The 24,555-nt window shown below is 60.4% G+C and carries 24 protein-coding genes; 12 read left to right on the top strand and 12 right to left on the bottom strand.

Going from position 1 to position 24,555, the window contains the following annotated elements; translation table 11 throughout:
- Positions 1–160: 160 nt before the first annotated feature.
- Positions 161–1,036: a Tim44 domain-containing protein gene (locus JWU58_RS00895; RefSeq protein WP_016772449.1), complete on the top strand. Its 876-nt coding sequence runs from the start codon at positions 161–163 to the stop codon at positions 1,034–1,036.
- A gap of 136 nt (positions 1,037–1,172) precedes the next feature.
- On the top strand, positions 1,173–1,580 hold the full coding sequence (locus JWU58_RS00890; RefSeq protein ID WP_007954245.1) for an SMI1/KNR4 family protein: 408 nt from the start codon (positions 1,173–1,175) through the stop codon (positions 1,578–1,580).
- Positions 1,581–1,601: 21 nt separating this feature from the next.
- Here JWU58_RS00890 and JWU58_RS00885 read toward each other — a convergent pair whose 3' ends face one another.
- Positions 1,602–3,365 carry a cation:proton antiporter gene (locus JWU58_RS00885; RefSeq protein WP_206421349.1) on the bottom strand — a complete coding sequence of 588 codons (1,764 nt, stop codon included), beginning with the start codon at positions 3,363–3,365 and terminating at the stop codon, positions 1,602–1,604.
- Between the two features lie 278 nt (positions 3,366–3,643).
- On the opposite strand from JWU58_RS00885, the gene JWU58_RS00880 reads away from it, so the two are divergent.
- Complete coding sequence (locus JWU58_RS00880) at positions 3,644–4,126, top strand: acyl-CoA thioesterase (RefSeq protein ID WP_016772447.1); 483 nt, start codon at positions 3,644–3,646, stop codon at positions 4,124–4,126.
- A 115-nt stretch (positions 4,127–4,241) separates the two neighbouring features.
- Here JWU58_RS00880 and pdxY read toward each other — a convergent pair whose 3' ends face one another.
- Positions 4,242–5,114 carry a pyridoxal kinase PdxY gene (gene pdxY, locus JWU58_RS00875; protein ID WP_042608042.1) on the bottom strand — a complete coding sequence of 291 codons (873 nt, stop codon included), beginning with the start codon at positions 5,112–5,114 and terminating at the stop codon, positions 4,242–4,244.
- A 117-nt stretch (positions 5,115–5,231) separates the two neighbouring features.
- Between pdxY and JWU58_RS00870 the strand changes: the two genes are divergently transcribed.
- Positions 5,232–5,645 (top strand): DUF3301 domain-containing protein, encoded by a 414-nt coding sequence (locus tag JWU58_RS00870; RefSeq protein ID WP_038861179.1) that lies wholly within the window; start codon positions 5,232–5,234, stop codon positions 5,643–5,645.
- A 6-nt stretch (positions 5,646–5,651) separates the two neighbouring features.
- Here the strand turns inward: JWU58_RS00870 and JWU58_RS00865 are convergent, their stop codons facing one another.
- Positions 5,652–6,617 (bottom strand): CobW family GTP-binding protein, encoded by a 966-nt coding sequence (locus tag JWU58_RS00865; protein WP_206421348.1) that lies wholly within the window; start codon positions 6,615–6,617, stop codon positions 5,652–5,654.
- Between the two features lie 40 nt (positions 6,618–6,657).
- Between JWU58_RS00865 and JWU58_RS00860 the strand changes: the two genes are divergently transcribed.
- The gene (locus JWU58_RS00860) at positions 6,658–7,014 is read left to right on the top strand and encodes a hypothetical protein (RefSeq protein WP_016772443.1); all 357 of its coding nucleotides are present in this window, start codon (positions 6,658–6,660) and stop codon (positions 7,012–7,014) included.
- A gap of 4 nt (positions 7,015–7,018) precedes the next feature.
- Here the strand turns inward: JWU58_RS00860 and JWU58_RS00855 are convergent, their stop codons facing one another.
- Both JWU58_RS00855 and zigA read right to left on the bottom strand, forming a co-directional pair.
- Positions 7,019–7,669 carry a DUF1826 domain-containing protein gene (locus JWU58_RS00855; protein WP_206421347.1) on the bottom strand — a complete coding sequence of 217 codons (651 nt, stop codon included), beginning with the start codon at positions 7,667–7,669 and terminating at the stop codon, positions 7,019–7,021.
- Positions 7,669–8,874 (bottom strand): zinc metallochaperone GTPase ZigA, encoded by a 1,206-nt coding sequence (gene zigA / locus JWU58_RS00850; protein ID WP_206421346.1) that lies wholly within the window; start codon positions 8,872–8,874, stop codon positions 7,669–7,671. Before zigA ends, JWU58_RS00855 begins: the two co-directional genes overlap by 1 nt.
- Before the next feature lie 209 nt (positions 8,875–9,083).
- On the opposite strand from zigA, the gene JWU58_RS00845 reads away from it, so the two are divergent.
- The 5 genes from JWU58_RS00845 to JWU58_RS00825 all read left to right on the top strand — a co-directional run bounded on the left by JWU58_RS00845 (position 9,084) and on the right by JWU58_RS00825 (position 12,862).
- Positions 9,084–9,461: a glutamine synthetase gene (locus JWU58_RS00845; RefSeq protein ID WP_110644561.1), complete on the top strand. Its 378-nt coding sequence runs from the start codon at positions 9,084–9,086 to the stop codon at positions 9,459–9,461.
- 83 nt (positions 9,462–9,544) lie between these two features.
- Entirely contained in the window at positions 9,545–10,441 is an 897-nt protein-coding gene (gene folE2 / locus JWU58_RS00840; protein WP_206421345.1) for a GTP cyclohydrolase FolE2, read from the top strand.
- A complete protein-coding gene (locus JWU58_RS00835; RefSeq protein ID WP_122698756.1) occupies positions 10,438–11,106 on the top strand; it encodes a metal ABC transporter ATP-binding protein in 669 nt (222 codons plus the stop codon). The genes folE2 and JWU58_RS00835 overlap by 4 nt, the downstream gene beginning before the upstream one ends.
- Positions 11,106–11,975 carry a metal ABC transporter permease gene (locus JWU58_RS00830; RefSeq protein ID WP_024014863.1) on the top strand — a complete coding sequence of 290 codons (870 nt, stop codon included), beginning with the start codon at positions 11,106–11,108 and terminating at the stop codon, positions 11,973–11,975. Before JWU58_RS00835 ends, JWU58_RS00830 begins: the two co-directional genes overlap by 1 nt.
- An 11-nt stretch (positions 11,976–11,986) precedes the next feature.
- The gene (locus JWU58_RS00825) at positions 11,987–12,862 is read left to right on the top strand and encodes a metal ABC transporter substrate-binding protein (RefSeq protein ID WP_206421344.1); all 876 of its coding nucleotides are present in this window, start codon (positions 11,987–11,989) and stop codon (positions 12,860–12,862) included.
- An 83-nt stretch (positions 12,863–12,945) separates the two neighbouring features.
- Here the strand turns inward: JWU58_RS00825 and JWU58_RS00820 are convergent, their stop codons facing one another.
- Entirely contained in the window at positions 12,946–13,464 is a 519-nt protein-coding gene (locus JWU58_RS00820) for a DUF3617 domain-containing protein (protein ID WP_016772436.1), read from the bottom strand.
- A 131-nt stretch (positions 13,465–13,595) separates the two neighbouring features.
- Here JWU58_RS00820 and cls point away from each other — a divergent pair, with 131 nt between their 5' ends.
- Positions 13,596–15,035 carry a cardiolipin synthase gene (gene cls, locus JWU58_RS00815; RefSeq protein WP_206421343.1) on the top strand — a complete coding sequence of 480 codons (1,440 nt, stop codon included), beginning with the start codon at positions 13,596–13,598 and terminating at the stop codon, positions 15,033–15,035.
- A gap of 10 nt (positions 15,036–15,045) precedes the next feature.
- Here cls and cfaB read toward each other — a convergent pair whose 3' ends face one another.
- From cfaB to hflK (JWU58_RS00790), 5 genes are all read right to left on the bottom strand, one after another.
- A complete protein-coding gene (cfaB, locus tag JWU58_RS00810) occupies positions 15,046–16,233 on the bottom strand; it encodes a C17 cyclopropane fatty acid synthase CfaB (protein ID WP_122612801.1) in 1,188 nt (395 codons plus the stop codon).
- A 177-nt stretch (positions 16,234–16,410) separates the two neighbouring features.
- Positions 16,411–18,321, bottom strand: a complete 1,911-nt coding sequence (locus JWU58_RS00805) for a cation-translocating P-type ATPase (RefSeq protein WP_206421342.1) — start codon at positions 18,319–18,321, stop codon at positions 16,411–16,413.
- A complete protein-coding gene (gene hflK, locus JWU58_RS00800) occupies positions 18,318–19,367 on the bottom strand; it encodes a protease modulator HflK (protein WP_206421341.1) in 1,050 nt (349 codons plus the stop codon). The genes JWU58_RS00805 and hflK (JWU58_RS00800) overlap by 4 nt, the downstream gene beginning before the upstream one ends.
- Positions 19,364–20,407, bottom strand: coding sequence for a protease modulator HflC (gene hflC / locus JWU58_RS00795; RefSeq protein WP_243432829.1), 1,044 nt, complete (start codon positions 20,405–20,407; stop codon positions 19,364–19,366). Before hflC ends, hflK (JWU58_RS00800) begins: the two co-directional genes overlap by 4 nt.
- A complete protein-coding gene (gene hflK, locus JWU58_RS00790; RefSeq protein ID WP_206421340.1) occupies positions 20,404–22,365 on the bottom strand; it encodes a protease modulator HflK in 1,962 nt (653 codons plus the stop codon). Before hflK (JWU58_RS00790) ends, hflC begins: the two co-directional genes overlap by 4 nt.
- A 210-nt stretch (positions 22,366–22,575) precedes the next feature.
- Here hflK (JWU58_RS00790) and lpdA point away from each other — a divergent pair, with 210 nt between their 5' ends.
- Positions 22,576–23,976: a dihydrolipoyl dehydrogenase gene (gene lpdA / locus JWU58_RS00785; RefSeq protein WP_071171353.1), complete on the top strand. Its 1,401-nt coding sequence runs from the start codon at positions 22,576–22,578 to the stop codon at positions 23,974–23,976.
- Between the two features lie 99 nt (positions 23,977–24,075).
- Here the strand turns inward: lpdA and JWU58_RS00780 are convergent, their stop codons facing one another.
- Complete coding sequence (locus tag JWU58_RS00780) at positions 24,076–24,549, bottom strand: Lrp/AsnC family transcriptional regulator (RefSeq protein WP_122612807.1); 474 nt, start codon at positions 24,547–24,549, stop codon at positions 24,076–24,078.
- Positions 24,550–24,555 lie beyond the last annotated feature (6 nt).

Here is a 24,555-nt window from a genome sequence, read left to right as displayed (position 1 = left end):
ACCTATCGCCTTTTCCTACAGACAAAAGTACATCGGCTGATTGCCTCGCCAAGCTGAACGCGACCTGTCAGGCAAAAGCCCGAAACACTCTCTCGCTAGCCAGTAACACTTCAGCTGTGCAACATGGCGCGCGTGTCTCCACAAAACGGGAATACCCTTTATGAAACGTTTTCTTAGCATCGCCATGGCGTTGTGCATCGGCCTGACGATGAGCCTCGACGCCAACGCCAAGCGCTTTGGTGGTGGCAAAAGCGCCGGCGCTGCGCCGACGCACCAGACCAGCCAGATGGCTCCTTCTTCTCCAGGCGTGGGCGGCGCAGCAGCGACCGCTGGCGCTGCCGGTGCTGCTGGCGCCGCAGCCAAGGCCGGCGGTGCGTCGCGCTGGCTCGGCCCGCTGGCGGGCATCGCCGCCGGTGGCCTGCTCGCGTCGATGTTCATGGGCGACGGCTTCCAGGGCATGCAGATCTTCGACATCCTGATCATGGCCCTGATCGCGTTCGTGATCTTCCGCTTCATCGCCGCCCGTCGTCGCAAGCAGCAGGAGCAATTCGCTCCGGCCGGCGCGCCGATGCAGCGTGAAGTGTTCGAGCAGAAGCCTGCCGCCATGGGTTCGATCTTCGGTGGTTCGGCCGCTCCGGCTGCTGCCCGTCCGGTGATCAATGCACCGGCCTGGTTCAACGAAGAGCGCTTCCTTGAAGCCGCGCGCAGCCACTTCCAGTCGCTGCAGCAGCACTGGGACGCCAACGAAATGGACAAGATCGCCGAGTTCGTGACCCCGCAAATGCTTGAGTTCCTCAAGCGTGAGCGTGCGGATCTGGGTGACGGCTTCCAGTCGACCTACATCGACAACCTGCAGGTGCAGCTGGACGGCGTCGACGATCGTGCCGACAAGACCATCGCCACCCTGACCTTCACCGGCGTGTCGAAAACCTCGCGTTTCGACCAGGGCGAAGTGTTCAGCGAAAGCTGGAACATGGAACGTCCGCAGGGCGACAACCAGCCTTGGCTGGTCGCCGGTATCCGCCAGAACGGCTGATCCCTGCTGCGCTTCACTTGCAGTAACAGAACCCCGGCCTCGGCCGGGGTTTTTCATTTCACGGTTGCATCTATGGCGAGCTACTGTATAAACCGGCCCATATAAACCGCGCCATTCAAGCAAGAGGATCCCGGACGTGGAAGAAATCATCGAACAACTGCGCGAAGCCAACGAACCCGTGCCGGTTCCATTGGAATTGCCAGACGAAGACCAATTGGTGGAGATCGAAGAAGAACTCTTCATCAACATTCCGTTCGTCTTCAAAGAGTTTTTGCTGACCGTCAGCGACGTGGTCTATGGCAGCCTCGAGCCGGTGACCGTCACCGACCCGCAATCGCACACCTATCTGCCGGACGTTGCCGCCAATGCCTGGGACGCCGGCGTGCCGCGCGACCTGATCCCGATCTGCCAGGACGGCGACGACTACTACTGCGTTGAAGAAGACGGCACCGTGGTGCTGTGGTCCGGCGAAGAAGAGCTGATCACCGAAGAATCATGGGAATCGGTGTGGCACTGGGCGCGGGACGTCTGGCTGGAAAGCTGATCCGCCACACGCCCCGGCAGGTCAATGCCCCGACGACTCCTTGTGGTTGTCGAGGGTTTCCAGCAAGGCCACCTGCATCCGCGTATGCACGCGGATGAACCAGCGCCACAGCAGCGCCGCCACGGCGGCCGCGACGACGGCGATCAGCACCAGCAGCTTGTTGGTCGGCAGGATACTGGCCGACAAGGCTGCCAACAGCAGGAAAATCACCAGCAGCGAGATAATCGGGATCACTTCGGCGATCACCCGGCGCACTCGCTGCGTGTGACGCCCGGCCATCTCCGGCTTGACGCCCATCTCCGCCAGCAGCATCGACAGCGCCTTGAGCTTGCGATAAGCCGCGATCAGAAATGGTAGCGAGACCAACAACGCTCCGCCCCAGATCAATGCCTTCTGCCAGCTCGGATCGCTGATCCAGTCCTGCAGCCACAACGACATGCGCTCGGCGAAGTATGCGCCGGCAAAGAAGATCGCAATCACCAGCGCCAGATTGACCCCGACCTGCAACAGGATCCGCCGGATCATCGACGCCAGCAGCGCACCCTCGCCCTGCGGTTGAATACTGCGCAACCATTCGCCATACATGCCGAGCACCCGCCCGAGCCGCTTGGGCACAGCGGCCGAGAGCTTGATCGACAACGGATCCGCCGCGCGAATCAGGTACGGCGTCAGCAGGGTGGTGATCACCGACACGGCTACAGCGACCGGATAGAGGAAGTTGCTGGTGACCTGCAAGGTCATGCCCAGCGCCGCGATGATGAAGGAAAATTCGCCAATCTGTGACAGACCCATGCCGACCCGCAGTGAGGTCCGTCCGTCGTTGCCAGCGATAAACGCACCGAGGCCGCAGGACAACATCTTGCCCAGCACCACGGCCACGGTGATCACCGCAATCGGCCAGGCGTATTCAATGAGAATCAGCGGGTCGAGCATCAGCCCGATGGCGACAAAAAAGATCGCACTGAACAGGTCGCGAACCGGCTCGACCAATCGTTCGATTTTCAGCAATTGCCGCGACTCAGCCATGATCGCGCCGATCAGGAAAGCGCCGAGCACCATGCTGTATTCAAGCTTGACCACCAGCAGGCAGAAGCCGAAACACAGGCCGAGTACGGTGATCAGCAGCATCTCGTTGCTTTCGAATTTCGCCACATAAGCCAGCAGACGCGGTACCAACAGAATGCCGATGACCAGCGCGACGATCATGAACAGCGACAGCTTGCCGACCGTGGAAAACACTTCCCCCGAGCTCACCGTGCCGCTGACGGCGATGCTCGACAGCAGCGCGATGATGCCGATGCCAAGGATGTCCTCGACAATCAGCACACCGAAGATCAACTGCGCAAAGCGCTCGTTCTTCATCTTCAGGTCATTCAGCGCTTTGACGATGATGGTGGTTGAGGAGATCGCCAGAATCGCGCCGAGAAACAACGAATCCATGGTGTTCCAGTCGAACCAGCGACCGATTTCGTAACCGATCCAGATCATCAGGATGATTTCGAGAAACGCGGCAATGAACGCCGTTGCCCCAACCTTGAACAACTTGCGCAGGCTGAACTCCAGGCCAAGGCAGAACATCAGGAAGATCACCCCGAGTTCGGCCAGGATCTTGATGGTTTCTTCGTCGTGAATCAGGCCGAACGGCGGCGTATGCGGGCCGATGATGAAGCCGGCGACGATGTAGCCGAGCACCACCGGTTGCTTGAAACGATGAAACAGCACGGTTACCACGCCCGCGACCAGCATGATCACTGCCAGATCCTGAATGAAACTGATGGCATGCATGGCGTGGGCTCCTTGATGACGAGGCGCGCGGACAGACGTCAGACGTTCTGCGCGAGCAGGGTAAAAACCCGCTTTTAATGTAGGAATTGCCCTTGGGCAGGGCTTTTGCAGGTTAACACCGCGACTTCGCTCTGGAAGCCGGTGCAATATATGGAAACAGATCGCTACCGGCGTGACGGCGGCCCGCCGCGCGGCGTCCCGATAACGGTGCTTTTTGAAAAGCCACCAGGTGCCCGCAGAGGCGCTTCCTGCAATCAGCCTTGATCCGTGAGAACGTTATGGAACCCGGAAACGCCCAGCTGTCGATGACGGTACTGATGACCCCCGACATGGCCAACTTCTCTGGCAATGTCCACGGCGGCACCCTGCTCAAATACCTCGACGAAGTGGCTTACGCCTGCGCCAGCCGTTATGCCGGGCGCTACGTGGTGACCCTGTCGGTGGATCAGGTGATTTTCCGCGAGCCGATTCATGTCGGCGAACTGGTGACGTTCCTCGCCTCGGTCAACTACACCGGCAACACGTCGATGGAAGTTGGCATCAAAGTGGTCACCGAAAATATCCGCGAACGCTCGGTGCGCCACACCAACAGCTGCTTCTTCACCATGGTCGCGGTGGATGATCAGCGCAAACCGGCCGCCGTGCCGCCGTTGCAACCGCAGAACAGCGAAGACAAACGCCGCTTCATGCAGGCGCAGCAGCGCCGACAGATTCGTCAGGAACTGGAGAAGCGTTATCAGGAGATCAAGGGCGACGCCTGATCAGCCTTGATTGATGTTGCCTGACAAATGGCTTTCGCGAGCAGGCTCGCTCCCACATTTGGAATGCATTCTTCCTGTGGGAGCGAGCCTGCTCGCGAATAAAGACGACCCGGTCTCAGAGACTGATCGCTGTAGCCTCGAATTTCACCCGCGGATGCGCAATGCGATCCTGCGCCCGCACCAGTTGCAGCTCGTAACTGGCGCACGCCTGGGTTTCCAGCAACACCTCATGCACTGCCGCTGCGGTGAATTCGAACGCTGCCAGCAGGCTGTCGCCCAGCAGCACCCGCGCCAGGAACAGGCCGGACGTCAGGTCGCCCACGCCCACCGGCTGACGCGGAAACGCCAGCAACGGACGGCGCAGATGCCAGCTGCCCTCGGCGGTCACCAACAGCATTTCAAACCCATCCGCCGGTTTGCCCGGGTAATCCAGGTGCTTGACCAGTACCGCTTTCGGTCCGCGCGCCAGCAGCGCTCGTGCCATCGCCAGGCAATCGAACAGCGACTGCGGCTTGCGCCCGGAAAAACTGTCCAGCTCCAATTGGTTCGGGCACATGATGTCCGCCACGGCCGCGGCCTCATCAAGAAGGAAATCGCTGACCTCGGTGGGCACGCTGCAACCCTTCTCTGGATGGCCCATCACCGGATCACACAGGTACAGCATCTTCGGATTGACCGCTTTGATCCGCGCCACACCGCTGAGAATCGCCCGTCCCTGCGCGGCGCTGCCGAGGTAGCCGGACAGCACCGCGTCGCAATTGCCCAACTCGCCAATTGCGGCGATGCCTTCGATCAGCTCGGGAATCTGCTGCGGCGCCAGCACTTCCCCGGCCCACTGACCATACTGGGTGTGGTTGGAAAACTGCACGGTGTTGAGCGGCCAGACATTGACCCCGACGCGCTGCATCGGAAAAACCGCAGCGCTGTTGCCGGCGTGGCCAAACACCACGTGGGACTGGATGGCGAGCAGATGAGGCGTACGTTTCATTCGGGTCATTCCGTAAAACGATTGAAATTCAAGCCGCGCAGTATGCGACGAAACACAGCCTGTACGACAGACCGGCGAGACAGTTAAGCTGACGCCATCATTTGGAGTTCGATGTCGATGCTGACCTTGGAAAACATCTTCGTGCTGATGCTGTTCGCCGCCGCTGGTGCCTGGCTATGGCACAACCACGGCTTGCGCGAGCGCGCGCTGGAGCGGGTCAAGCAGCATTGCACCAATGTTGGCGTTGAACTGCTGGACGGTAACGTCGCGCTGAAAAAGATCGGTCTGATCAGGGATGCCAACGGTCGCCGGCGACTGGCACGGGTCTACAACTTCGAGTTCACCGTGACCGGCGAAAGCCGCCACAACGGCACCGTCACCCAATTTGGCGCGCACAGTGCGCAGATTGAACTGGCACCCTACCCGGCGCCGTTCGACGATACGCCGCCGGTAGTCGAAGTCCACAAGCCTCGCGCCGAAGTCATCGAGCTGAGCCAGTGGCGCCAGGAACATACCAAGTGGAAGCCTTGAGCTGACTCACTGAATCCGGCATTCAGCCAAACCGGCTTGCAGCTGTTCGATGTTCTGCGGTTCAGCGAAGATCAGCTCGATTCTTGAGTCTTTTCGCCATTCGCTGGCTTGCCAACTCAGCTCGGCATGCTCCAGCGCATTGCCCGAAACCCAGCCATCCGTGCTGTGGATAACCAGTTTCGCCCGCATCCAGTCGAGCGCGCTCAGCCAATCGGCGATGCGTGCGTGATCAAATACCTGCCGCGGATGCCAGCGCCAACCGATGCTCCACCCACCCTCCTGCGCCTGACTCAGGCAAATCGGTTCGGCCGGATCGCTCCAGACCGCTGGCAGCTGTGCCAATCCAGTCGGCAGCGGCAGATGCCCTGCGCCTTCGTTCGCTTTTACTGCCAGCCCCGGCAGCTCGCTCAGAGGCAGTTGCGCTTGCTGCGTCCAGATCAGCCTGACGGGCGGCAACTGGCTGGCGATTTTCTCTCGAACCGCTTCATCGAGATCTTCGGCCTTGTTCAACAACAGCAAACCCGCGCTGGCCAACGCTTGCTGCTGAGCGTCCGGCAGGGTTCTACCCGCGTGCAGTGCCTGAGCGTCCAGAACCAGCACACAGGGCTGAACCGCCAGCACGCCCAGCCACGGCGCCTCGTTCAATTGCTTGAGCAACTGCGCCGGATGGCCCAGCCCGGATGGCTCGATAAACAGTCGATCTGGCCTGGCCTTGCGCAGCAGGCGGCCGAGGCCGATCTGGAATGGCGCGCCATTGACGCAACACAGGCAGCCCCCGGCCACCTCACCCAGTGCGATACCATCGGCGTCATTCGTCAGCAATGCACCATCCAGACCGATCTGGCCGAACTCGTTGATCAGCACCGCCCAGCGCTCGTCCGCAGGCCGTTGCGCCAGCAACTGGCGAATCAGGCTGGTCTTGCCGGCGCCCAACGGGCCGGCGATGACGTGGGTCGGAATGTTCTGCAACATGGCGGGTACTTTCTGCGGACAGTTATTGAGGAGATCGAAGATGCGCTGGTCGGGATGGTCGTTGCTGTTGGCGCTGCTGTCGAGTGAAGCGTGGGCTCAGGCCTGCGTGGTGCACACACAGGGCGAACGGCTCGACGTCAAAGTCTGTCAGCAGAACCGGACGATTCCGCAGAAATTGTTCAATGACGGCTTCTGCCAACCGACGCTGGCCGGGCAGAAGGTCGAGGTGCAATACGTCGACCAGTGCCCCAGCGGCGCTTTCGGCGTGTGCAGCAACGCGCAAGTCGCCAATATGCCCTATCGCCAGGATATCCACTATTACGGCGTGGCCACTGATGCGGCGTATCTCAAGCCTTATTGCGAAGGCCAGAGCCAGGGCGCCTGGCGCAAGCCCTGATGTGTCAGCCGAGCCAGTCGAGGGTCAGCAACAGACGGCGTTCACCGGGTGCCGGTTGCGGCGAACGATGGATCAGGCCGAAGCCTTCATTGCCGTGCCATTTTTCGCCTTTGAGCAGCGCGACGTCGCCGCTGTTGAGCTGACGAATCGACGCTGCACCTTGCGGTTCGGCATTGGCCTGGCCAAGTTGCAGGCGATCCATCGCGCCCTCCTCAAGCCATTGGCTGCCGATGCCAGCGTAAGTTGTGATCAAGCGCACCGGCACGTGATCGACGTGGAAGCGCGGACACATGGCCTTGTCCAGCACACGCAAACGCACGCCGATACGCCGCGCACCGAGCAGGCAGGCGAAGGCACTGATCAGCCATTTAAGATCGCTCACGAAACCTTCGAAACCTTGCAGATCACGCAGCCCTGCAGCCAGACCGGCGAGATCCGGTTCGGCATCTTCGTCGGGCAATTCCAGACACAGCGACTCGGCCAAGGGCTCGTTGAGTGACAGCACCAATTGCGCAAAATCGGCAATGTGCACGGGCAGCTGACGTTGCCAGGCGGCGAGATTGGTCTGGTCTTCCAGGATTCGCGTCAACGTTTCCGGGGTCACGCCCTGGTGCTGATGACGGGTAAGCAGCGGCTGATCTTGGAGTGCGAGCATCAGGCGGCCTCTTCGTGCCAAGGACCGAATGGATCAGGCAGCGAACGCCAGCCTTCTACACCCATGGCCATTTCTTCGTCGGTCAGCAGACAGGCATCGAGTTCGGCGGAGAGCTGTAGGAAATCTATGTTCTGACCGATGAAAACCAGCTCCTGGCGGCAATCTCCTACGCTTGGAATCCAGTTTCCCATGATCGCCTGGACACTTTCCTGATCCTGCGGCCATTGATTCTTTGGCACAAAACGCCACCAGCGACCGGCGAATCCATGCCGCATCAAGCCGCCTGCCTGGGACCAGCTACCGGCATCGGTGGGTTTGCTGGCGAGCCAGAAGAAGCCTTTGGAGCGCAGCAGCTTGCCGTTCAGCCAAGGCCGATCGATGTAGCTGAAGAAGCGTTGCGGGTGAAATGGCCGGCGCGCGCGGTAGGCCGTCGAGGCGATGCCGTATTCCTGTGTCTCCGGGACGTGCTCACCGCGCAATTCCTGTAGCCATCCGGGCGCTTGTGCGGCCTGATCGAAATCGAAACGACCGGTGTTGAGGATTTTCTCCAGGGGGATTTCGCCCATCACCATTGGAATGATTTCAGCCTGGGCATTGAGGCGCTTGAGGATGGCGGTGAGTTCTTCACGCTCGTGCTGGCTGATCAGGTCGATTTTGCTGATCAGCAGGACGTCGGCGAACTCGATCTGCTCGATCAACAGATCGGTGATGGAGCGCTCGTCTTCTTCACCGAGAATCTCGCCGCGAGAGGCAAGGCTTTCGGCCGCCTGGTAATCGAGCAGGAAATTCACACCGTCGACCACGGTGACCATGGTATCGAGGCGAGCAATGTCGGCGAGGCTTTGCCCCTGTTCATCTCGGAAGGTGAAGGTTTCAGCAATCGGAAGCGGTTCGGAAATGCCGGTGGATTCGATCAGCAGGTAATCGAAACGATCCTCGCGAGCGAGTTTGCTGACTTCTTCCAGTAAATCTTCACGTAACGTACAGCAGATACAGCCATTGCTCATTTCGATGAGTTTTTCCTCAGCGCGGTTCAGGCTGACATCGCGCTGGACTTCACTGCCATCGATGTTGATCTCGCTCATATCGTTGACGATCACCGCAACGCGCAAGCCGTCTCGGTTACGTAGTACGTAATTCAAAAGTGTACTTTTTCCGGCACCGAGAAATCCTGAAAGTACGGTTACGGGTAATTTGGCTGACACTGGATAATCCTCATAAAAGGCAGCCGATTTACGCTTTTAGGTGTGCGCTTGGCGTGTTGCGCTTCATTTAACCGGGTCAAAGAAGGCATACGATTGTGATCGGCAGCTCAGGCTAGTTGCGATTTATGTTATAGTATAACAACTTGATTTTGCCAGTCCGGCAGAGGAGATTTCGCAAATTGCTGCACCACCGATCGTGGAAACTCGCAATGAACAAGGGGTTGAAATGCCTGCTTTTGAGCTTTGCCATGTCGCTGGCCAGCCAAGCACAGGCGCACATGCCGGGGCCGGCGCACTGCACACGCAGCGCTAATCTGCTGGCGTGTGTAGACGTCGACGGCAATGCCTACAGCGTCAATACGGTAGGCACCACGCTTTACCTGCGCGGATTCGAGAAGGACGGCCATCGCTATTGGGCGCAGACCAACAGCCGCTTCGGCCAATTGACCTTTTTTACCGGCATTGCCTCCGATGGCGAGGCTTGGGTTGGCTATACCCGCCGTGTCGGTTGGACAACCATCAACCGCTTCTCCAGCTCGGGAGGGAGCAGCGCAAGGTTCACTTGCAGCCGGCTGACGGGCTGCTAGTGAAATCCTTTTCATGAAAAAAGCATCGCTGAATGGACTGTTATAATGTAACGTAAATAGAGATCAATACGACGGTCTCAACCATGAATGCTCTTACTCTCCCGGATATCGCCGCCCAATCTGCACGCTTGGCACTGCCCCTTGACTGGGTAGGCATGCGTGGGATTGCTCTACCCGTTGTGCTTGAAGGCCAATGCCTCAGCGCCAGAGTCGACGCTGGCGTGAGTCTCGATGATGGTGAAGCGCGTGGTATTCACATGTCGCGCTTGTATCTGGCACTCGAAACCCTCGAAGAGCGAAGTCTTTCTCCCGCTTTGCTGCATCAGGTACTCAAGTGTTTTCTGACAAGCCATCAAGGTCTTTCCGCCTGCGCGTATCTGAATATTCACACCGAATTGTTGCTGAAACGACCCGCGTTGGTCAGCCCCTTGGCCGGCTGGAAATCCTATCCGGCGTCCATTTCAGCGAGCCTGAAACAGCAAATGTTCCACGTGGAACTAAAAATTGAACTGCCCTATTCCTCGACGTGCCCATGCTCCGCAGTCTTGGCAAGGCAATTGATCCAGCAGCAATTCGTCGACGATTTCGCCAACAAAACTCTGCAACATGCCGATGTTTTGGCATGGCTTGGCTCAACCAAAGGGATCGTAGCCACTCCGCACAGTCAGCGCAGCTATGCGCAACTGCACCTGCATCTCGACAATTTCATCGACGAGCTACCGCTGACCGCGATCATCAATGACGCTGAAGCAGCCCTCGGCACCGCCGTGCAGACCGCAGTGAAGCGCCGCGACGAGCAAGCCTTCGCACTCGCCAATGGGCAAAACCTGATGTTCTGCGAAGACGCCGCGCGCCGCCTCAATCTGGCACTGCAGCGCACGCCCGGCATCTACCAATTCCACATCCGCGTGATCCACGCCGAAAGCCTGCATGCCCATGACGCCGTCGCCGAAAGCAGCTGGCGACGGGAGCAAAAATGATCCGCTGCCAATCCTTGGTATGGGGCGCACCCGGCCAACCGCTGACGACGCCTTTGAGTCTTGAGTTCGAAAGCGCCAGCCTGACCGCAATCATCGGCGCCAACGGCTGCGGCAAAAGCAGTCTGCTGAAAGTCATCGCCGGTTTGCAGAAGCCCTTGGCCGGCAAGGTGGAAATGGCTGTTCCACGCCAAAGCGGCATTTCCTTTCTGCCGCAACAGCAACATTTGGATCGGCAGTTTCCAATCAGCCTCGAAGAGCTCATCGCCGCAGGTTTCTGGGGCCGTCGGCTCTCGACACAGCTGCGCACGCAGCGACTGAAAAACGCATTGGAAGACTGGCATCTGAGTGGACTCGAACAGCGCCCGTTGATGGCCCTGTCCGGCGGTGAGCTACAACGTGCCCTGCTCGCGCGACTGAGCCTTGCTGACGCCCCGGTGCTGTTGCTGGACGAACCGCACGCCGCACTCGACGAACTCGGCCAGCAATTGCTCTGGCAGCACATTCACCACTGGCACGCCGAAGGCCGGACACTGCTTGTGGTCTGCCATGACCTGGCGGCTGTCCGCCAACACATTCCGCATACCCTGCTGATCAAAAACGGCCACTGCGTGTACGGAACCAGCAGAGAACTGATCCAGCCAACACCGCACATGCAGGTCGCCTGATGCTCGCCACCGTCAGCCATTTCTGGCAGCCGTTCAGCGAATTCGTGTTCATGCGCCGCGCCTTGCTCGGCGGCCTGGTGCTGGCATGCAGCACGGCGCCCTTGGGTGTTTTTCTGATACTCAGGCGCATGAGTTTGATCGGTGACGCCGTCGCCCACGGCATTCTCCCTGGTGCAGCGCTGGGATTCTGGTTTGCCGGTTTGAGTCTTCCCGCACTCACCCTCGGTGGCTTGGGAGCCGGTCTGAGCATGGCCGGACTTGCAGCCTGGATAACCCGGCGTACGGGTTTGCGCGAGGACGCCAGTCTCGCCGCGATCTATCCGATCTCACTGGCCAGCGGCGTTTTGATCCTTGGCATCGCCGGCAAGCGCCTCGACCTTCTGCACTTGCTGTTCGGCTCAGCGTTGGCCGTAGACGGGCCGACGCTGACCGGCATGCTGTGGGTCTCGGCGGTCAGCCTCATGGCGATGGCGGCGATCTACAAACCTCTGCTGCTGGACACACTGGACCCATTGTTCTTGCGCACGGTCAGTCGCCTCGGGCCGCTGGCTCATGGGGTGTTCCTGACTCTGGTCGTGCTGAATCTGGTGATCGGCTTTCAGGCCATCGGCGCACTGATGGTAGTCGGCCTGATGATGCTTCCGGCTGCTGCGTCGAGATTTTGGAGTCGCCGCCTACCGCTACTGATCGCCATCGCCGCGGTCATGGGCTGCGTGTCTGTGTGGCTCGGCTTGCTGCTGTCGTTCTACTACTCGCTGCCCAGCGGCCCGGCCATCGTGCTGGTCGCGGGGGTCGGCTATCTGCTGTCGGTGGTGTTCGGACCGGTTCACGGTTTGCTGCGCCGCCCGCCTTTGCTCACATCCCAATGAGGTGTTTCCCGATGCGCGCTCTACTCGTGCTGTTCAGCCTGATGCTGTCGATGTCATTGTCAGCCTCCGAAAAACTGCCGGTGGTCACCAGCTTCAGCATCCTCGCCGACATGGTTCATCAGGTCGGCGGCGAGCACGTTCAGATCACCAACATGGTCGGCGCGGACGCCGATGCGCACACCTACGAGCCAACCCCGGACGATGCCAAGGCGTTGCTCAAAGCAAAAGTGATCATCAAGAACGGCCTCGGTTTCGAGCCTTGGCTGGATCGCCTGGTGACCAGCACCGACAGCAAGGCAACGGTGATCAGTGCCAGTCGCGGGGTGATTCCACGTTCGCTCGATGAAGGCGGCGAAACCGTTGCGGATCCACACGCCTGGCACAATCTGGCGAACGCTGAGTTGTACGTCGCCAACATTACCAAGGCGCTGATCGCCGCCGACCCGGGCAACAAGGCTGACTACGAGCGCAACAGCCAGACCTACCTCAAGCAGATCTATGCCCTGCTCGCCGAAGCCAAAAACAAACTCGGCGCGCTGCCGCCGGGCAATCGCAAGATCGTCACCAGCCACGATGCCTTTGGCTATCTGGGTCAGGCTTATGGCATCGACTTTATCGCGCCACAGGGTTTATCCACCGAACGCGAACCCTCCGCCGCCGAAGTCGCTGCGCTGATCACGCAGATTCGCCAGGCAAAGGTCAAAGCGGTGTTCATGGAAAACATCAAGGACGCGCGCCTGCTCAAGCAGATCGCGGATGAAAGCGGCGCGCACATTGGCGGCACGCTGTATTCGGATGCACTGGCGGCGCGTGGACCGGCGAGCACCTTTACCGGGCTGTTCGAATACAACCTCAATACGCTGTACAAGGCGTTGAGTCAGCCATGACTTGAGGTGCACTTCCGATCTATTCGCGAGCAGGCTCGCTCCCACAGTTGGAATGGCTTCCAACTGTGGGCGTCGCAGAGGGTTCAAGCGCGGGGTTTTACCGTGCCGCAATCCTGACCCAGCCACACGGCACGGGTTTCCAGACTACCCTTCTGGTTGATACCGATGGCGTTGAAGGTGCCATTGGCAACGGTGGTGAATTCGCGGTCACTGAGGAATGTCGCGACGCCGGTGCCTTGGGCTTTCGGGCAGCTGAAGCGGAATTTCCACTGGTTGCCGGTGCGCTCGGTGATCTGTTGCTTGCAGCCCGACTGCGGGTCGGCCAACGGGATGTCGTTGGTCGCCACCTGCTGGGGCGTCAGGCAAGCGCGGATCCCTTTGCCGCCGATGTTGATGCCGTTCTTCTCCAGCGCAGCGCGCTGCTGCGGGGTGATCTGGCCTTGAATCTGGCCAAGGATCGATTGCACATCCATGGCCTGATCATCGACCTTCAGATTGCTCGAAGACATTTCCCACAACCCCGGCTGCAGCATTTGCGCCTGCGCAACCACCGGCAATGCCAAACCCAGGCCCAGCGCCAAACCCAGCAGACGAACGTTCATCGAGAAACTCCTGATCAGTTGTGGCCGTTAGACGCCGGCCGGTTGCGTCGGTTCATGCACCGATTAAATAGAGACATTCGCCGCAGAAAATGGTCTGTTAAGCATTGCATCTCACGGAGCAAGGCTGCCCCATGGATTTTTTCGGACCGCACATTTTCGGTTACCTGATCGCCCTGTTGCACACGCTCGGTTCGATCGCTGCGATCCATGCGGTGCTCACCGTGCGCACTGCGCAAGGCTCGATCGCCTGGGCATTGTCGCTGATCTTCATTCCCTACCTTACGCTTATTCCATATCTGGTATTTGGTCGCAGCACCTTCGATGGCTACATCAAGGCCCGGCGCCAGGCCAACGAGCAGATGCGCCTGGCCATTTCCGAATTGAACTGGCGCCCGTGGGTGGAAGAAGCCTTGGCCGCTCGCGCGTCGAGTGCCTACGCCTCACTGCGCGCAATGCCGAAACTGGGGCGCATGCCGTGCCTGGCGAACAACGAGGTGCAACTGCTGGTGAACGGCACCGCGACCTTCGATACGATTTTCCAGGCGATCGCACAAGCGAAGGAAGCCGTACTGATCCAGTTCTTCATCATCCACGATGATCGGCTCGGCCAGCGCTTGCGTGATTTGCTGTTGAAGAAAGCCGCCGAAGGCGTGTCGATTCATTTGCTCTACGACCGCATCGGCAGCCATGCCCTGCCCCATCATTACGTGCAGGCGCTGCGTGATGCCGGCGTCGAGGTAAAAGCCTTTGCCACGCGCAGCGGCTGGCTCAACCGCTTTCAGGTCAACTTCCGCAACCACCGCAAAATCGTTGTGGTTGATGGCGTAGTCGGCTTTGTCGGCGGGCATAACGTCGGCGATGAATACATGGGTGAGAAGCCACCATTGGCGCCGTGGCGTGACACCCACGTCAAAGTCCGCGGGCCGGTGGTGGCCTGCATGCAGGAATCGTTCGCCGAAGATTGGTTCTGGGCTGCTCGTACTCTGCCGCCGTTGATCCTTCCAGATGCGTATCCGGAGGATGGCGTGCTTTGCCAATTGCTCGCCAGCGGCCCAGCGGATGCCTACGAAACCTGCTCGCTGTTTTTCGTCGAAGCCATTCACGCAGCAACGCAACGCGTATGGATCACCAGCCCTTACTTCGTCCCGGACGAAGCGGTGTTCGCGGCATTGAGGCTGGCGGTGTTGCGTGGTGTCGATGTGCGCCTGCTGTTGCCGTCGCGGCCTGATCATCGCATCGTCTATGCCGCGTCCAGCCTGTATGCCTTCGAGGCGGTGCGTGCCGGCGTGCGGGTGTTCCGCTATCGACCGGGTTTTCTGCATCAGAAAGTGGTGCTGATCGACAGCGAAATCAGCGCTATCGGCAGCGCCAATCTGGACAATCGCTCGTTCCGCCTGAATTTCGAAGTGATGTTGCTGACCGTCGACAGCGAGTTCGCCGCCGCCGTGGAACACATGCTCAATGACGATTTCGCCCAAGCCGATGAGGTGGCCAAAGAAGAAAGCCGGGAGATCCACCGCCTGCAACAGGTCGGCATGCGGATCGCCCGGCTGATTTCGCCGATTCTCTGAGCGCCCCGTTTCAGGGGTGGTAGATGTCGTCGCGGGTCCAGGGCAGTTCGTGGCTGCCATCCGGATGCGCTTTCACGGCGAGGATCTGATGCAGATTGATCCAGCCACGGGCAAAGGCATACGCGCAACCGGCCAGATACAGACGCCAGATACGCAGTGCTTGCTCAGGCACCAGTTTCGCAGCAGCTTCGAGGTTATCCTCCAGTCGCTCACTCCAGTGATCGAGCGTGCGCGCGTAGTGCAGGCGCAAGCTTTCGACATCGACGATTTCCAGCCCGGCTTCACTGATCTCGGCTGAGATCATCGCCAGATGCGGCAACTCGCCGTTGGGGAACACGTATTTTTCGATAAAGTCGCCAGCGCCGCGTCCAACCGGGCGGCCATCGGTGTGTTTGGCGGTGATGCCGTGGTTCATCACCAGGCCGCCCTCCTTCACCGCGCCAAACAGCGTTGCGCAATACTCGGCGAGATTGGCATGACCAACGTGTTCGAACATGCCGACGCTGACAACCTTGTCGAAGCGGCCGTCCTGCGGCAGATCGCGGTAGTCGAGCAATTGCAGTTCGACCTGATCTTCCAGCCCTTCGGCCTTGACCCGCTCCTGCGCCAGCGCCAACTGTTCCTTGCTCAAAGTAATACCGAACACCTTTACGCCGAACTCTCGCGCCGCATACCGCGCCAGACCGCCCCAACCGCAGCCGACATCCAGCAAATATTCGCCCGGCTGCAAGCGTAGCTTGCGGCACAGATGGCGGAATTTGGCTTGCTGCGCCTGTTCGAGGGTTTCGCTACCGGTTTCGAAATAGGCACAGGAATACGCCATGTCGCTATCCAGCCAGAGCTGGTAGAACGCATTCGACAGGTCGTAGTGATAGGAAATGGCTTTGGCATCGGTGTCTTTGTCGTGATGCGCACGCACCGGCTGACTGCCTTCGTCTTCGTCGAGCAGCGCATTGCTCAACTCGTCGCAAACCCGAATGACCTCGCTGATCGAGCCCTCCAGTTCCAGCTTGCCTTCGACGAACGCCGCACCCAGCGCATCCAGGCTTGGGTGGGTGAATTGAGTAACCATCTGCGGGTCCTTGACGACGATGGTTACGCTGGGCGTCGGGCCCAGATTGAACTCGTGGCCGTCCCAGAGTCGCAGGCGAAGCGGTAACTGCAGATTCTGTAAGGCCGGTGGAAGTTGCGCGAGCATGGAAAATCCCCCCTTGTTTCAGACGTCTGATCTGAGGGTAGACCAACCTGGAAAAATAGCAGGCTATCGATTCGATCGGCCTTATCTATCGTGATCGGCACATCGGCTGAACGCCACAGACGACGCGCCTTACGATAGATGACTGCCTGCGCACTCGGCGGTTCGATGAATTTTCTTTCATTTAGCCTGAGCGTCGAGCCTGAGCAATGGCTCCTGAAAGCGCAGCAAACGTCCGGCGTTGCCCAACACCAACAGGGTGCTCAGGTTATGCAGCAGCGCCGCGATCATAGCCCCGGCCGCACCAAGCCAGCCGAACGCCGCGAAGACCACGATAGCCAGCGTCCAGCCGAGGCCGATAATCACGTTGACCTGCAAAGTACGCCGGCACTGACGACTCAAGCGCACGCAAGTACCGAGGCGACGCAGATCGCTGCCGATCAACACGATGTCGGCTGACGCCAGAGCAATGTCGGCACCGCCAGCGCCCATCGCCACGCCGACCACGCCGGCTTTGAGCGCGAGTGAATCGTTGATGCCGTCACCGACCACCATCGGGCGGAAGCCGTGATCGATTTCCTTGAGCACGCGATTGAGTTTGTCCTCCGGAAGCGCTTGCGCCTGGACTTCGTTCAGCCCGACTTCCTGTGCCAGGGTCAGGGCAACGCTCTGACGATCACCGGTCAACAGGAGTTGGCGTCCCAGCCCCAATTCGCGTAACTCGTTCAAGGCAAAGCGCGCTTCCGGTTTGATGCTGTCTGCTAGCAGCAGCCAGGCGAGGAATTCGCCGTTCAGGGCCAACCCGGCGATCGGGCCATCGTGCTCAGGAACAAGGGTGGTTGTGATACCCAGTTGCGTGAACAACTCTGGACGACCGAGCGCGGCCTCGCCCTTTTCTGTCGTCGCCACTACGCCCAAGCCTTGGCGCTCATGGATGTTGGTCAGAGGCCAATAGGCCTCCTGATCGGCCATCCCGGCGAGTGCCCGGCTCACCGGATGACTGCTCGCCGCGCCAAGACTGGCGGCCAGTGTCTGCACTTCGGCGGTGTCCGCATTCAGGCTGTCGATCGACTGCAAACGCAAGGTGCCGTAAGTCAGCGTGCCGGTCTTGTCGACCACCAGCGAGGTCAGATCGGCGAGTTCTTCGAGGAACGCCGAGCTGCGAATCAGAATCCCGTGACGCGCGGCGACGGCGACACCGGCAATCGCCGTGGCCGGCGCCGACAGCACCAACGCACACGGACACGCCGCCACCAACACCGCGAGCATCGCCTGTGCATCATGGGTGACGAACCAGGTCACCGCCGCCAGCAACAAGACCAGCACCATGTAGCTGCCGGCATAGCGTTCGAGCAATCGCGTGATCGGCGGTTTCGAGCGCTCGGCGTTTTGCATCAGGGCGATGACTTTGCCCAGGGTGGATTCGTCGCCGGTACGGGTGACTTCGACGCGCAGCAATCCATCGAGGTTGATCGCGCCGCCGAACACCAGCATGCCGACGCCAGCTTCCACCGGTACCGACTCACCGGTAATCGACGCCGTATCGAGACTCGCTTGGCCGGACAATACCCGACCGTCCGCCGGCACCCGATCACCGGCCCGCACCTCGACAACATCGCCAGCGCTGAGCGTGCCGTTGTCCACTTCGATGATCGAACCGTCTGCTTGCAGCTTGCGCCCATGGCTGCGGGTCAACTGGCCAAGCGCATTAATCGCCTCCTGGGAGCCGATCACGCTGCGCTCCTCAAGCACATGGCCGAAGATCATGATGATCGGCAGCAACGCCGCAGTGAGCAGATCACCGGTCGCCCAGGCACCGAGCATGGCCAGCGCGATCAACTGATCGGTGATGCCGTGCAGGCTTGGGTAACGCAGGCTGTACCAGGCCGAACGCATCACCGGAACCGCTACCAGCAACGAGGCGAAACCGAGCAGCAGTTGGCTGGCACCGGTTTGCTCCGGGAGTGTCCAGCGCCAGACCAGCCCCAGACCCAGCAGCCCGAGCGCAAGCATCGCCAGGGTCAATTGGCGCGCGGCGCGACGTTGTTCGGCCGAGGACAACAGGCCTGGGGCAGCGGTGGTCGCCGTCATTGACTGGCTCCTTGAATGATCAACCGGGAATCGTCTTTCGGGTTGACGGTGGTGACCGACCCGGCCTGACCGAGAATTTTCGGCAGGCGTTCGCGATACAGACGCAGGAGCATTTGCGGGTCGCTAGACGTGGCCAGACTCGAGACGGTTGCGGTATCGGTCGAGGCTTTGGCACGACGCTCGCCTGCCTGCGCGTGAGCCACCTGGAGCGTGCGGTCTGCCTGTTCGTTGGCGGACTGGGCAAGTTTCTCGGCATCGGTGCGCGCGTTAGCCACTGCTTTGTCAGCCTGCTGACTGGCGGTCAGAACCGCATTGAAAGCACTGATCGCTGGCTCCGGCAGACTCGATTGCACATCGACCCGCGACACCTCGATACCGATGCCCTGCCCGCTCGCGTTCAGATCAGCGAGACGCGCGTTGATGCCTTGCACCAGATCACCGCGCAATCGCTCACGACGCTCGGCCGCCTGATTGTCGGCGCCGATCAATTCCGGGCGAGCGACCAGAATGGTGTCGAGGTCTCGCGCGGCGGTCAGGGCCACAGCGCTGCGCGTCACTAGCCGATCGAGTGCTGGCAGCACATGCTCGCCTTGCAACACGAATTCGTACGGATCGGAGACTTGGTAAAACACTCGCACGTCCAGTTGCACTACGCCGGCATCGCCGGTCAATAAATAACCAGACCCGGCGAGTGCATCACTCAATGGCGTGGCGAAGGAAGCCACCCGGTCTGCCTTCAGCGCTTCGTCACTGCGCAACAGATTTTCCACTCGACGCTCGATCACCCGATCCGCCGCCGGCAACAGAATCACCTGCTCAAAAGGTTGCGGCCACGCCCATAACAGCCCCGCATTCTGAACGCGATCCAGCGCGCCAAAGTGCAGCACCAGGGCGCGGTTTTGCGGATCAATCTGCCGGACATTCGAGACCGCCCATGCTAATGCGGCCAAAACAGTGATCGCATACAAGACGATGAAGGTCAGACGGCCGGCCTGAATCCACGGACTGTTAAACGCATGTGTTCCACGTGGAACTTCTTCGCTCATGGTTGCGATCCGGCTTTGTTGTCGAGCGTCGGTGGGCCGTCGACCAACACACGGAAAGGTGCGGCATCGGTGCGCAGAATCAATTTGGTGTCCGGCGTAACGATGGTGCCGAGGGTATCGAGGGAGCGCAGCAGGTTATAGAGCTGTGGCGAGCTGGCGTAGGCGCGCCCATAAATCTGCGCAGCCTCGACCCGGGATTGCGCTTCGATATCGGCGGCTTTCACCGTCGCATCGGCCTGGACGATCCGCGCATCGCGTTCGGCGGCAGAACGGATTTGCGCCGCTTCGCGTTTGCCAACAGCCGTGCGTTCGGTAGCAATGGTTTCACGCTCGGCGCGCATGCGGTCGACCGTGGCACTGAGCGTGACCGAGGGCAAAGTCAGCCGCTCGATACCGACCTGCACAACGCGCACGCCATATGTAGCGAGCAACTGTTGGTCGATCTGCTGACGCAACTGCGTTTCAAAATCGCCGATGCGCACTTGTTTGGCATCAGTGTTGACCAGATTGGCCAGATCGAAACTGCTGGCCGTGGTCTCCAGCGCTGAGCCGACAAAGGTGCGAATCTGCCGCGCCGCTTCGTCCGGCTGATTCTGCACGGCACGCATGAAACGCTGCACGTGTTCAGGATCACCCTGCACCTGCCACGCCACGTAGGCCTGAACGATGATGCGCAAACCGTCCTTGGTGCCGACGTCCTGCAAACCACTTGAGGTGGTACGTAGACGCAAGTCCACCGGGATCGCCGCTTCGAACGGTGCAGGCCAGCGCCAGCTCAAACCGGGATCAAGTAAGACCCGCGAAGGATTACCGAAACGGGTGATGACCGTGGCTTCACCGGAGCGCACTTGCACCAGACTCGCGGCGGCGATGGCAAACGCCACCAGCAACGCAGCCCAGCCCATACGCCGCCATGGAAATGGCCCGGCCTCTTGCGGATCGCCGTGATGGTGGTGATGACCATGATGATGGTGATGCCCGCCGTGGCCGTGGTCGTGGCCGCTGTGGTCGTGAATGTCATGAACAGGCGACTGGCTCAATGGGTGGCTCCTGGTTGAGCGGTGGTGCGGGGGGACGACGGATCAGTCGGCAGTGTGAAAGTACGCAGATCGATGGTTGGCGCATTTGCGCTGCCGCCGAGTCGATGATCGAGTATCAGCAACTTGGCTTTACTCATGCCCTGACTGAGCTGGCTGAGATATTGCTCCAGCACGAAGGCCTGGCCGGCATTGGTGAAAGCTTTCTGTTCGGCGCTGAATTTAAGGTCGGCGGTTTGCGCGGCTGCATTGATCTCCCGCGCATTGGCCATTGCCTGATCCCGCGCCGTGCTCGCCTGCAACTGCGCCTCGTTAGTGGCCTGCGCAGCCGCCCCGCGTTCGCGAGCGATCAACGCCTGCGCGCCGATCTGCGCCGCTTGCACACTGTGATAGGCATTCGCCGCGCCGGCCGGTGGATGAATCGCTTCGACAACTGTGGCGAGGATTTCCACACCGCTGTTCAATCTGTTCAGATCGCTTTGCACTGCGCGACCGATTTCCTCAGCCAGCCCAGCCCTGTCGTCGCCGAGCAGACCGTCGAGGGTGCGCGAGGCAAAATCGTGAACCAGGATGCGGCTGGCGGTGCTGCGAATCAGCGTCGGTACATCGGCGCTGTTATAGGTCGCGGCGAGCGCCGCCTCGTCGTTCAAACCGATGCGATAAACGAAGCGCACGTCCATGTTGACGATTTGCAGGCCCTGTTGCGCGCCGCGGCTGCTGGCGATGACCTGGGATTTGTCGTTGACGTGGCTGGCATCCCACAAACGGTTGGCGGTCAGCGGCGCTGGGCCTTCAGCGGAATCGGATTGCACGGCGGTTGGCTTGTCGCCGACACTGGTGGCCAGTTCATGGACCACACCGTTTTCAACGGAAATCACACGCCCCAATGGCCAGGGCAAACCGGCATGCAAACCCGGGCCGAACACCTGTACCGGTTTACCGAAGCGCTCGTAGATGCCGCGACCTTGCAGGGGAATCTCATGTACGCCGGTCAGCAGCCAGCCGCTCAGGGCGACCACCGCCAGCACCGGCAACAACGCCCGGCGCATGTAACTGAAGGCCCAGATCTGCCGCAGATCGATGCCGAACCGATTGTGCATTTCGTGCTGCAACGCCAGCAACGGCTGCGGCGGCCAACGCAGCATATCGGCGATAAAACTGCGCGCCAGCAGGGTCGGTTCCAGTTGTTCACGCCGCGGGCTGAAGACAGACAGTAACGCGCGCAACAGCAGTTCGCCGGCAACCAACATTGGCAGGACTGCGCTGAGCACCACCACGCGTACCGGCCAGACTGCGTTTTCGCTGGCAAACAACAGACACAGCGCACCGATCAACAGGGTGATGATCACCACCCGGGTCAGTTGCGCCAGCGCAGCCGCTTCCGGCCATTGCGCCGGCGGTTCCTGCGCCAGGTGCCGCTCCAGCACGAGCAGGGCAAACGCCAGCAACAACGCCAATGCCCCACCGATGCTCGCCGACAGCCCCAAGGCCGCCGCAGGCAACGTGAGATTCCACACCTGCTCAATACTGAGCACTACCAGCAACGCCCAGCCGCCGAGCCACAACGTCGGCGCACCGATTTGTCCAAGCAGATGGCGGCTGCGCTGGCTCAAGCGCTCCAGCAGCCTTTCGTACCAGCCCTCGGCTGCGGCGCCCTCCTCCACGACGGTCGATTGCGAAGCGGGCGGATGCATCACCCGCGCGCGCCATTGCGCCACCCACCCCGCCGATTGCAGACCGGCGACCAGCACCAGCAACGCTGCGCCCTGATTGACCAACAACGGCAACCACAGGGACTGCGGCGCAAACAAACCGACGAAAAACGCCAGCACCCAGCCCGACACAGCCACTGCGCCGAGTCCATACGCCAACCGACGCAATTTGCGTGACTGCACGGCTGCCTGCTGAAAGCGCGGCAGCCCGTTGACTGGCGTGGCGTCCAACTCAAGATCGACTTGCATAACACCCCGAAAATATAGGCTCTGCGTTCATAGCGTTACGATATAACGCAAGCTGTGAAATATTCGTACACAATTACGCTTATTCAAGGATGCCGCAGCTGTCGCTTGCCTGAAGCCTTGACCGAAATGTCCGGCGAAGCTCATATTACGCGCATAATTTTTATCGCGACTAATCTTGGCTATCCCCATCGAGCAATCTGGAGCAAGCGCATGAGCAACTATGACGTGGTAATTCTGGGCGGTGGCCCCGGCGGTTATAACGCGGCGATCCGCGCCGGCCAGCTCGGGCTCAAGGCCGCTTGCGTCGAAGGACGTGCAACCCTCGGCGGCACCTGTCTGAACGTCGGTTGCATGCCGTCCAAAGCCTTGCTGCACGCGTCGGAGCTGTACGCCGCTGCGGTGGGCACGGAGTTCGCCAATCTCGGCATCGAGGTCGAACCGAAGCTGAACCTTGCGCAGATGATGAAACAAAAAGACGAGAGCGTCGCCGGCCTGACCAAGGGCATCGAGTTTCTGTTTCGCAAGAACAAAGTCGACTGGATCAAGGGTTGGGGCCATATCGACGGCCCGGGCAAAGTGACGGTGACCGACGCTCAAGGCAACAAGAGCGAGCTCAGCGCCAAGGACATAATCATCGCCACCGGTTCCGAGCCCACTCCCCTGCCCGGCGTAGAGATCGACAACCAGCGCATCCTCGATTCCACCGGCGCGCTGTCATTGAGTGAAGTACCCAAACATCTGGTAGTGATTGGTGCCGGGGTGATCGGCCTGGAGCTGGGTTCGGTATGGCGCCGACTCGGCGCGCAGGTCACCGTGGTCGAATACCTTGATCGCATCTGCCCCGGCGTCGATGGCGAGGCCGGCAAGACCTTGCAGCGCGCGCTGAGCAAACAAGGCATTGCCTTCAAATTGAGTTCCAAGGTCACCAGCGCCACCAGTTCCGCCACAGGCGTGCAGCTGAGTGTCGAGCCTGCCGCTGGCGGCACGGCTGAACTGATCGAAGCCGATTATGTGCTGGTGGCCATCGGGCGCCGGCCGTACACCCAGGGCTTGGGGCTGGAGAACGTCGGCCTCAGTACCGACAAACGCGGCATGCTCGCCAACAAGCAACATCGCACCGAAGCCGCCGGGGTCTGGGTGATCGGCGACGTCACGTCCGGCCCGATGCTCGCGCACAAGGCTGAAGACGAAGCCATGGCCTGCGTCGAGCAGATCCACGGCAAGGCTGGCGAGGTCAATTACGCGCTGATCCCCAACGTCATCTACACCCAACCGGAGCTGGCCAGCGTCGGCCAGACCGAAGAACAGCTCAAGGCCGAGGGCCGTGCCTACAAGGTCGGCAAGTTTCCTTTCACCGCCAACAGCCGGGCGAAGATCAATCACGAAACAGAAGGCTTTGCCAAAGTCCTCGCCGACGAGCGCACGGACGAAGTGCTTGGCGTGCATCTGGTCGGGCCGAGCGTGAGCGAGATGATCGGCGAATTCTGTGTGGCGATGGAGTTCAGCGCCTCGGCCGAGGACATTGCCCTGACCTGCCATCCGCACCCGACGCGTTCGGAAGCGTTGCGTCAGGCAGCGATGAATGTCGAGGGGATGGCGACGCAGATGTAGGTTCCAAACCTTGCCGCCGTCTTCGCGAGCAGGCTCGCTCCCACTTTGGAATGCGTTCCCCCGTGGGAGCGAGCCTGCTCGCGAATGGCGCCACCCGGTCTACACCGGCAGATGCCCCAACGGCAAAGCCCCCGGCGCTTTCACCGTGTGAATGGCAAAGTTGCTGCGAATATCGCTCACCCCCGGCAGCTTCAGCAGGTGCGCGCTGACAAAGCGGTCATAAGCGCGCAAGTCAGGCACCACTACCTGCAACAAAAAGTCCGATTCGCCGGACACCAGAAACGCTGAGACCACCTCAGGCAACGCAGTGACGGCCGCATAAAAAGCCTCGGCGCGTTCTTCGTTGTGCCGCTCGACCTTGACCCCGACAAACACCGTCAGTCCCAGCCCGACTTCATCGCGATCCAGATTGGCCTGGTAGCCTCGAATCACCCCCGCCTCTTCCAGCATGCGCACCCGGCGCAGACACGGCGAAGCCGACAGGCCGATTTCTTCTGCGAGCTCGACATTGCTCAAACGCCCGTTGCGTTGCAGCGCGGCGAGAATCTTGCGGTCATAGGCGTCGAGTTTCATCTTTGG

Origin of the sequence: Pseudomonas atacamensis (assembly GCF_017167965.1) — a bacterium.
Taxonomy (GTDB): Bacteria; Pseudomonadota; Gammaproteobacteria; order Pseudomonadales; family Pseudomonadaceae; genus Aquipseudomonas; species Aquipseudomonas atacamensis.
Note: the sequence above shows the minus strand (reverse complement) of the source record. Positions and strands in the feature narration are given on the sequence as shown.

Bases quoted from the DNA above. Each gene is read 5' to 3' on its own strand.
- JWU58_RS00855 (WP_206421347.1), bottom strand. From the start codon at position 7,669: ATGCTCGCACTCCAAGATCAGCCGCTGCTTACCCGTCATCAGCACCAG.
- cfaB (WP_122612801.1), bottom strand. From the start codon at position 16,233: ATGCTCGCGCAACTTCCACCGGCCTTACAGAATCTGCAGTTACCGCTT.
- lpdA (WP_071171353.1), top strand. From the start codon at position 22,576: ATGAGCAACTATGACGTGGTAATTCTGGGCGGTGGCCCCGGCGGTTAT.
- JWU58_RS00885 (WP_206421349.1), bottom strand. From the start codon at position 3,365: ATGCATGCCATCAGTTTCATTCAGGATCTGGCAGTGATCATGCTGGTC.
- JWU58_RS00820 (WP_016772436.1), bottom strand. From the start codon at position 13,464: ATGAACGTTCGTCTGCTGGGTTTGGCGCTGGGCCTGGGTTTGGCATTG.
- folE2 (WP_206421345.1), top strand. From the start codon at position 9,545: ATGAATGCTCTTACTCTCCCGGATATCGCCGCCCAATCTGCACGCTTG.
- hflK (WP_206421341.1), bottom strand. From the start codon at position 19,367: ATGAGCGAAGAAGTTCCACGTGGAACACATGCGTTTAACAGTCCGTGG.
- JWU58_RS00895 (WP_016772449.1), top strand. From the start codon at position 161: ATGAAACGTTTTCTTAGCATCGCCATGGCGTTGTGCATCGGCCTGACG.
- JWU58_RS00805 (WP_206421342.1), bottom strand. From the start codon at position 18,321: ATGACGGCGACCACCGCTGCCCCAGGCCTGTTGTCCTCGGCCGAACAA.
- JWU58_RS00845 (WP_110644561.1), top strand. From the start codon at position 9,084: ATGAACAAGGGGTTGAAATGCCTGCTTTTGAGCTTTGCCATGTCGCTG.
- hflK (WP_206421340.1), bottom strand. From the start codon at position 22,365: ATGCAAGTCGATCTTGAGTTGGACGCCACGCCAGTCAACGGGCTGCCG.
- JWU58_RS00830 (WP_024014863.1), top strand. From the start codon at position 11,106: ATGCTCGCCACCGTCAGCCATTTCTGGCAGCCGTTCAGCGAATTCGTG.
- JWU58_RS00870 (WP_038861179.1), top strand. From the start codon at position 5,232: ATGCTGACCTTGGAAAACATCTTCGTGCTGATGCTGTTCGCCGCCGCT.
- JWU58_RS00825 (WP_206421344.1), top strand. From the start codon at position 11,987: ATGCGCGCTCTACTCGTGCTGTTCAGCCTGATGCTGTCGATGTCATTG.
- JWU58_RS00860 (WP_016772443.1), top strand. From the start codon at position 6,658: ATGCGCTGGTCGGGATGGTCGTTGCTGTTGGCGCTGCTGTCGAGTGAA.
- JWU58_RS00880 (WP_016772447.1), top strand. From the start codon at position 3,644: ATGGAACCCGGAAACGCCCAGCTGTCGATGACGGTACTGATGACCCCC.
- JWU58_RS00780 (WP_122612807.1), bottom strand. From the start codon at position 24,549: ATGAAACTCGACGCCTATGACCGCAAGATTCTCGCCGCGCTGCAACGC.
- cls (WP_206421343.1), top strand. From the start codon at position 13,596: ATGGATTTTTTCGGACCGCACATTTTCGGTTACCTGATCGCCCTGTTG.
- JWU58_RS00865 (WP_206421348.1), bottom strand. From the start codon at position 6,617: ATGTTGCAGAACATTCCGACCCACGTCATCGCCGGCCCGTTGGGCGCC.
- JWU58_RS00835 (WP_122698756.1), top strand. From the start codon at position 10,438: ATGATCCGCTGCCAATCCTTGGTATGGGGCGCACCCGGCCAACCGCTG.
- pdxY (WP_042608042.1), bottom strand. From the start codon at position 5,114: ATGAAACGTACGCCTCATCTGCTCGCCATCCAGTCCCACGTGGTGTTT.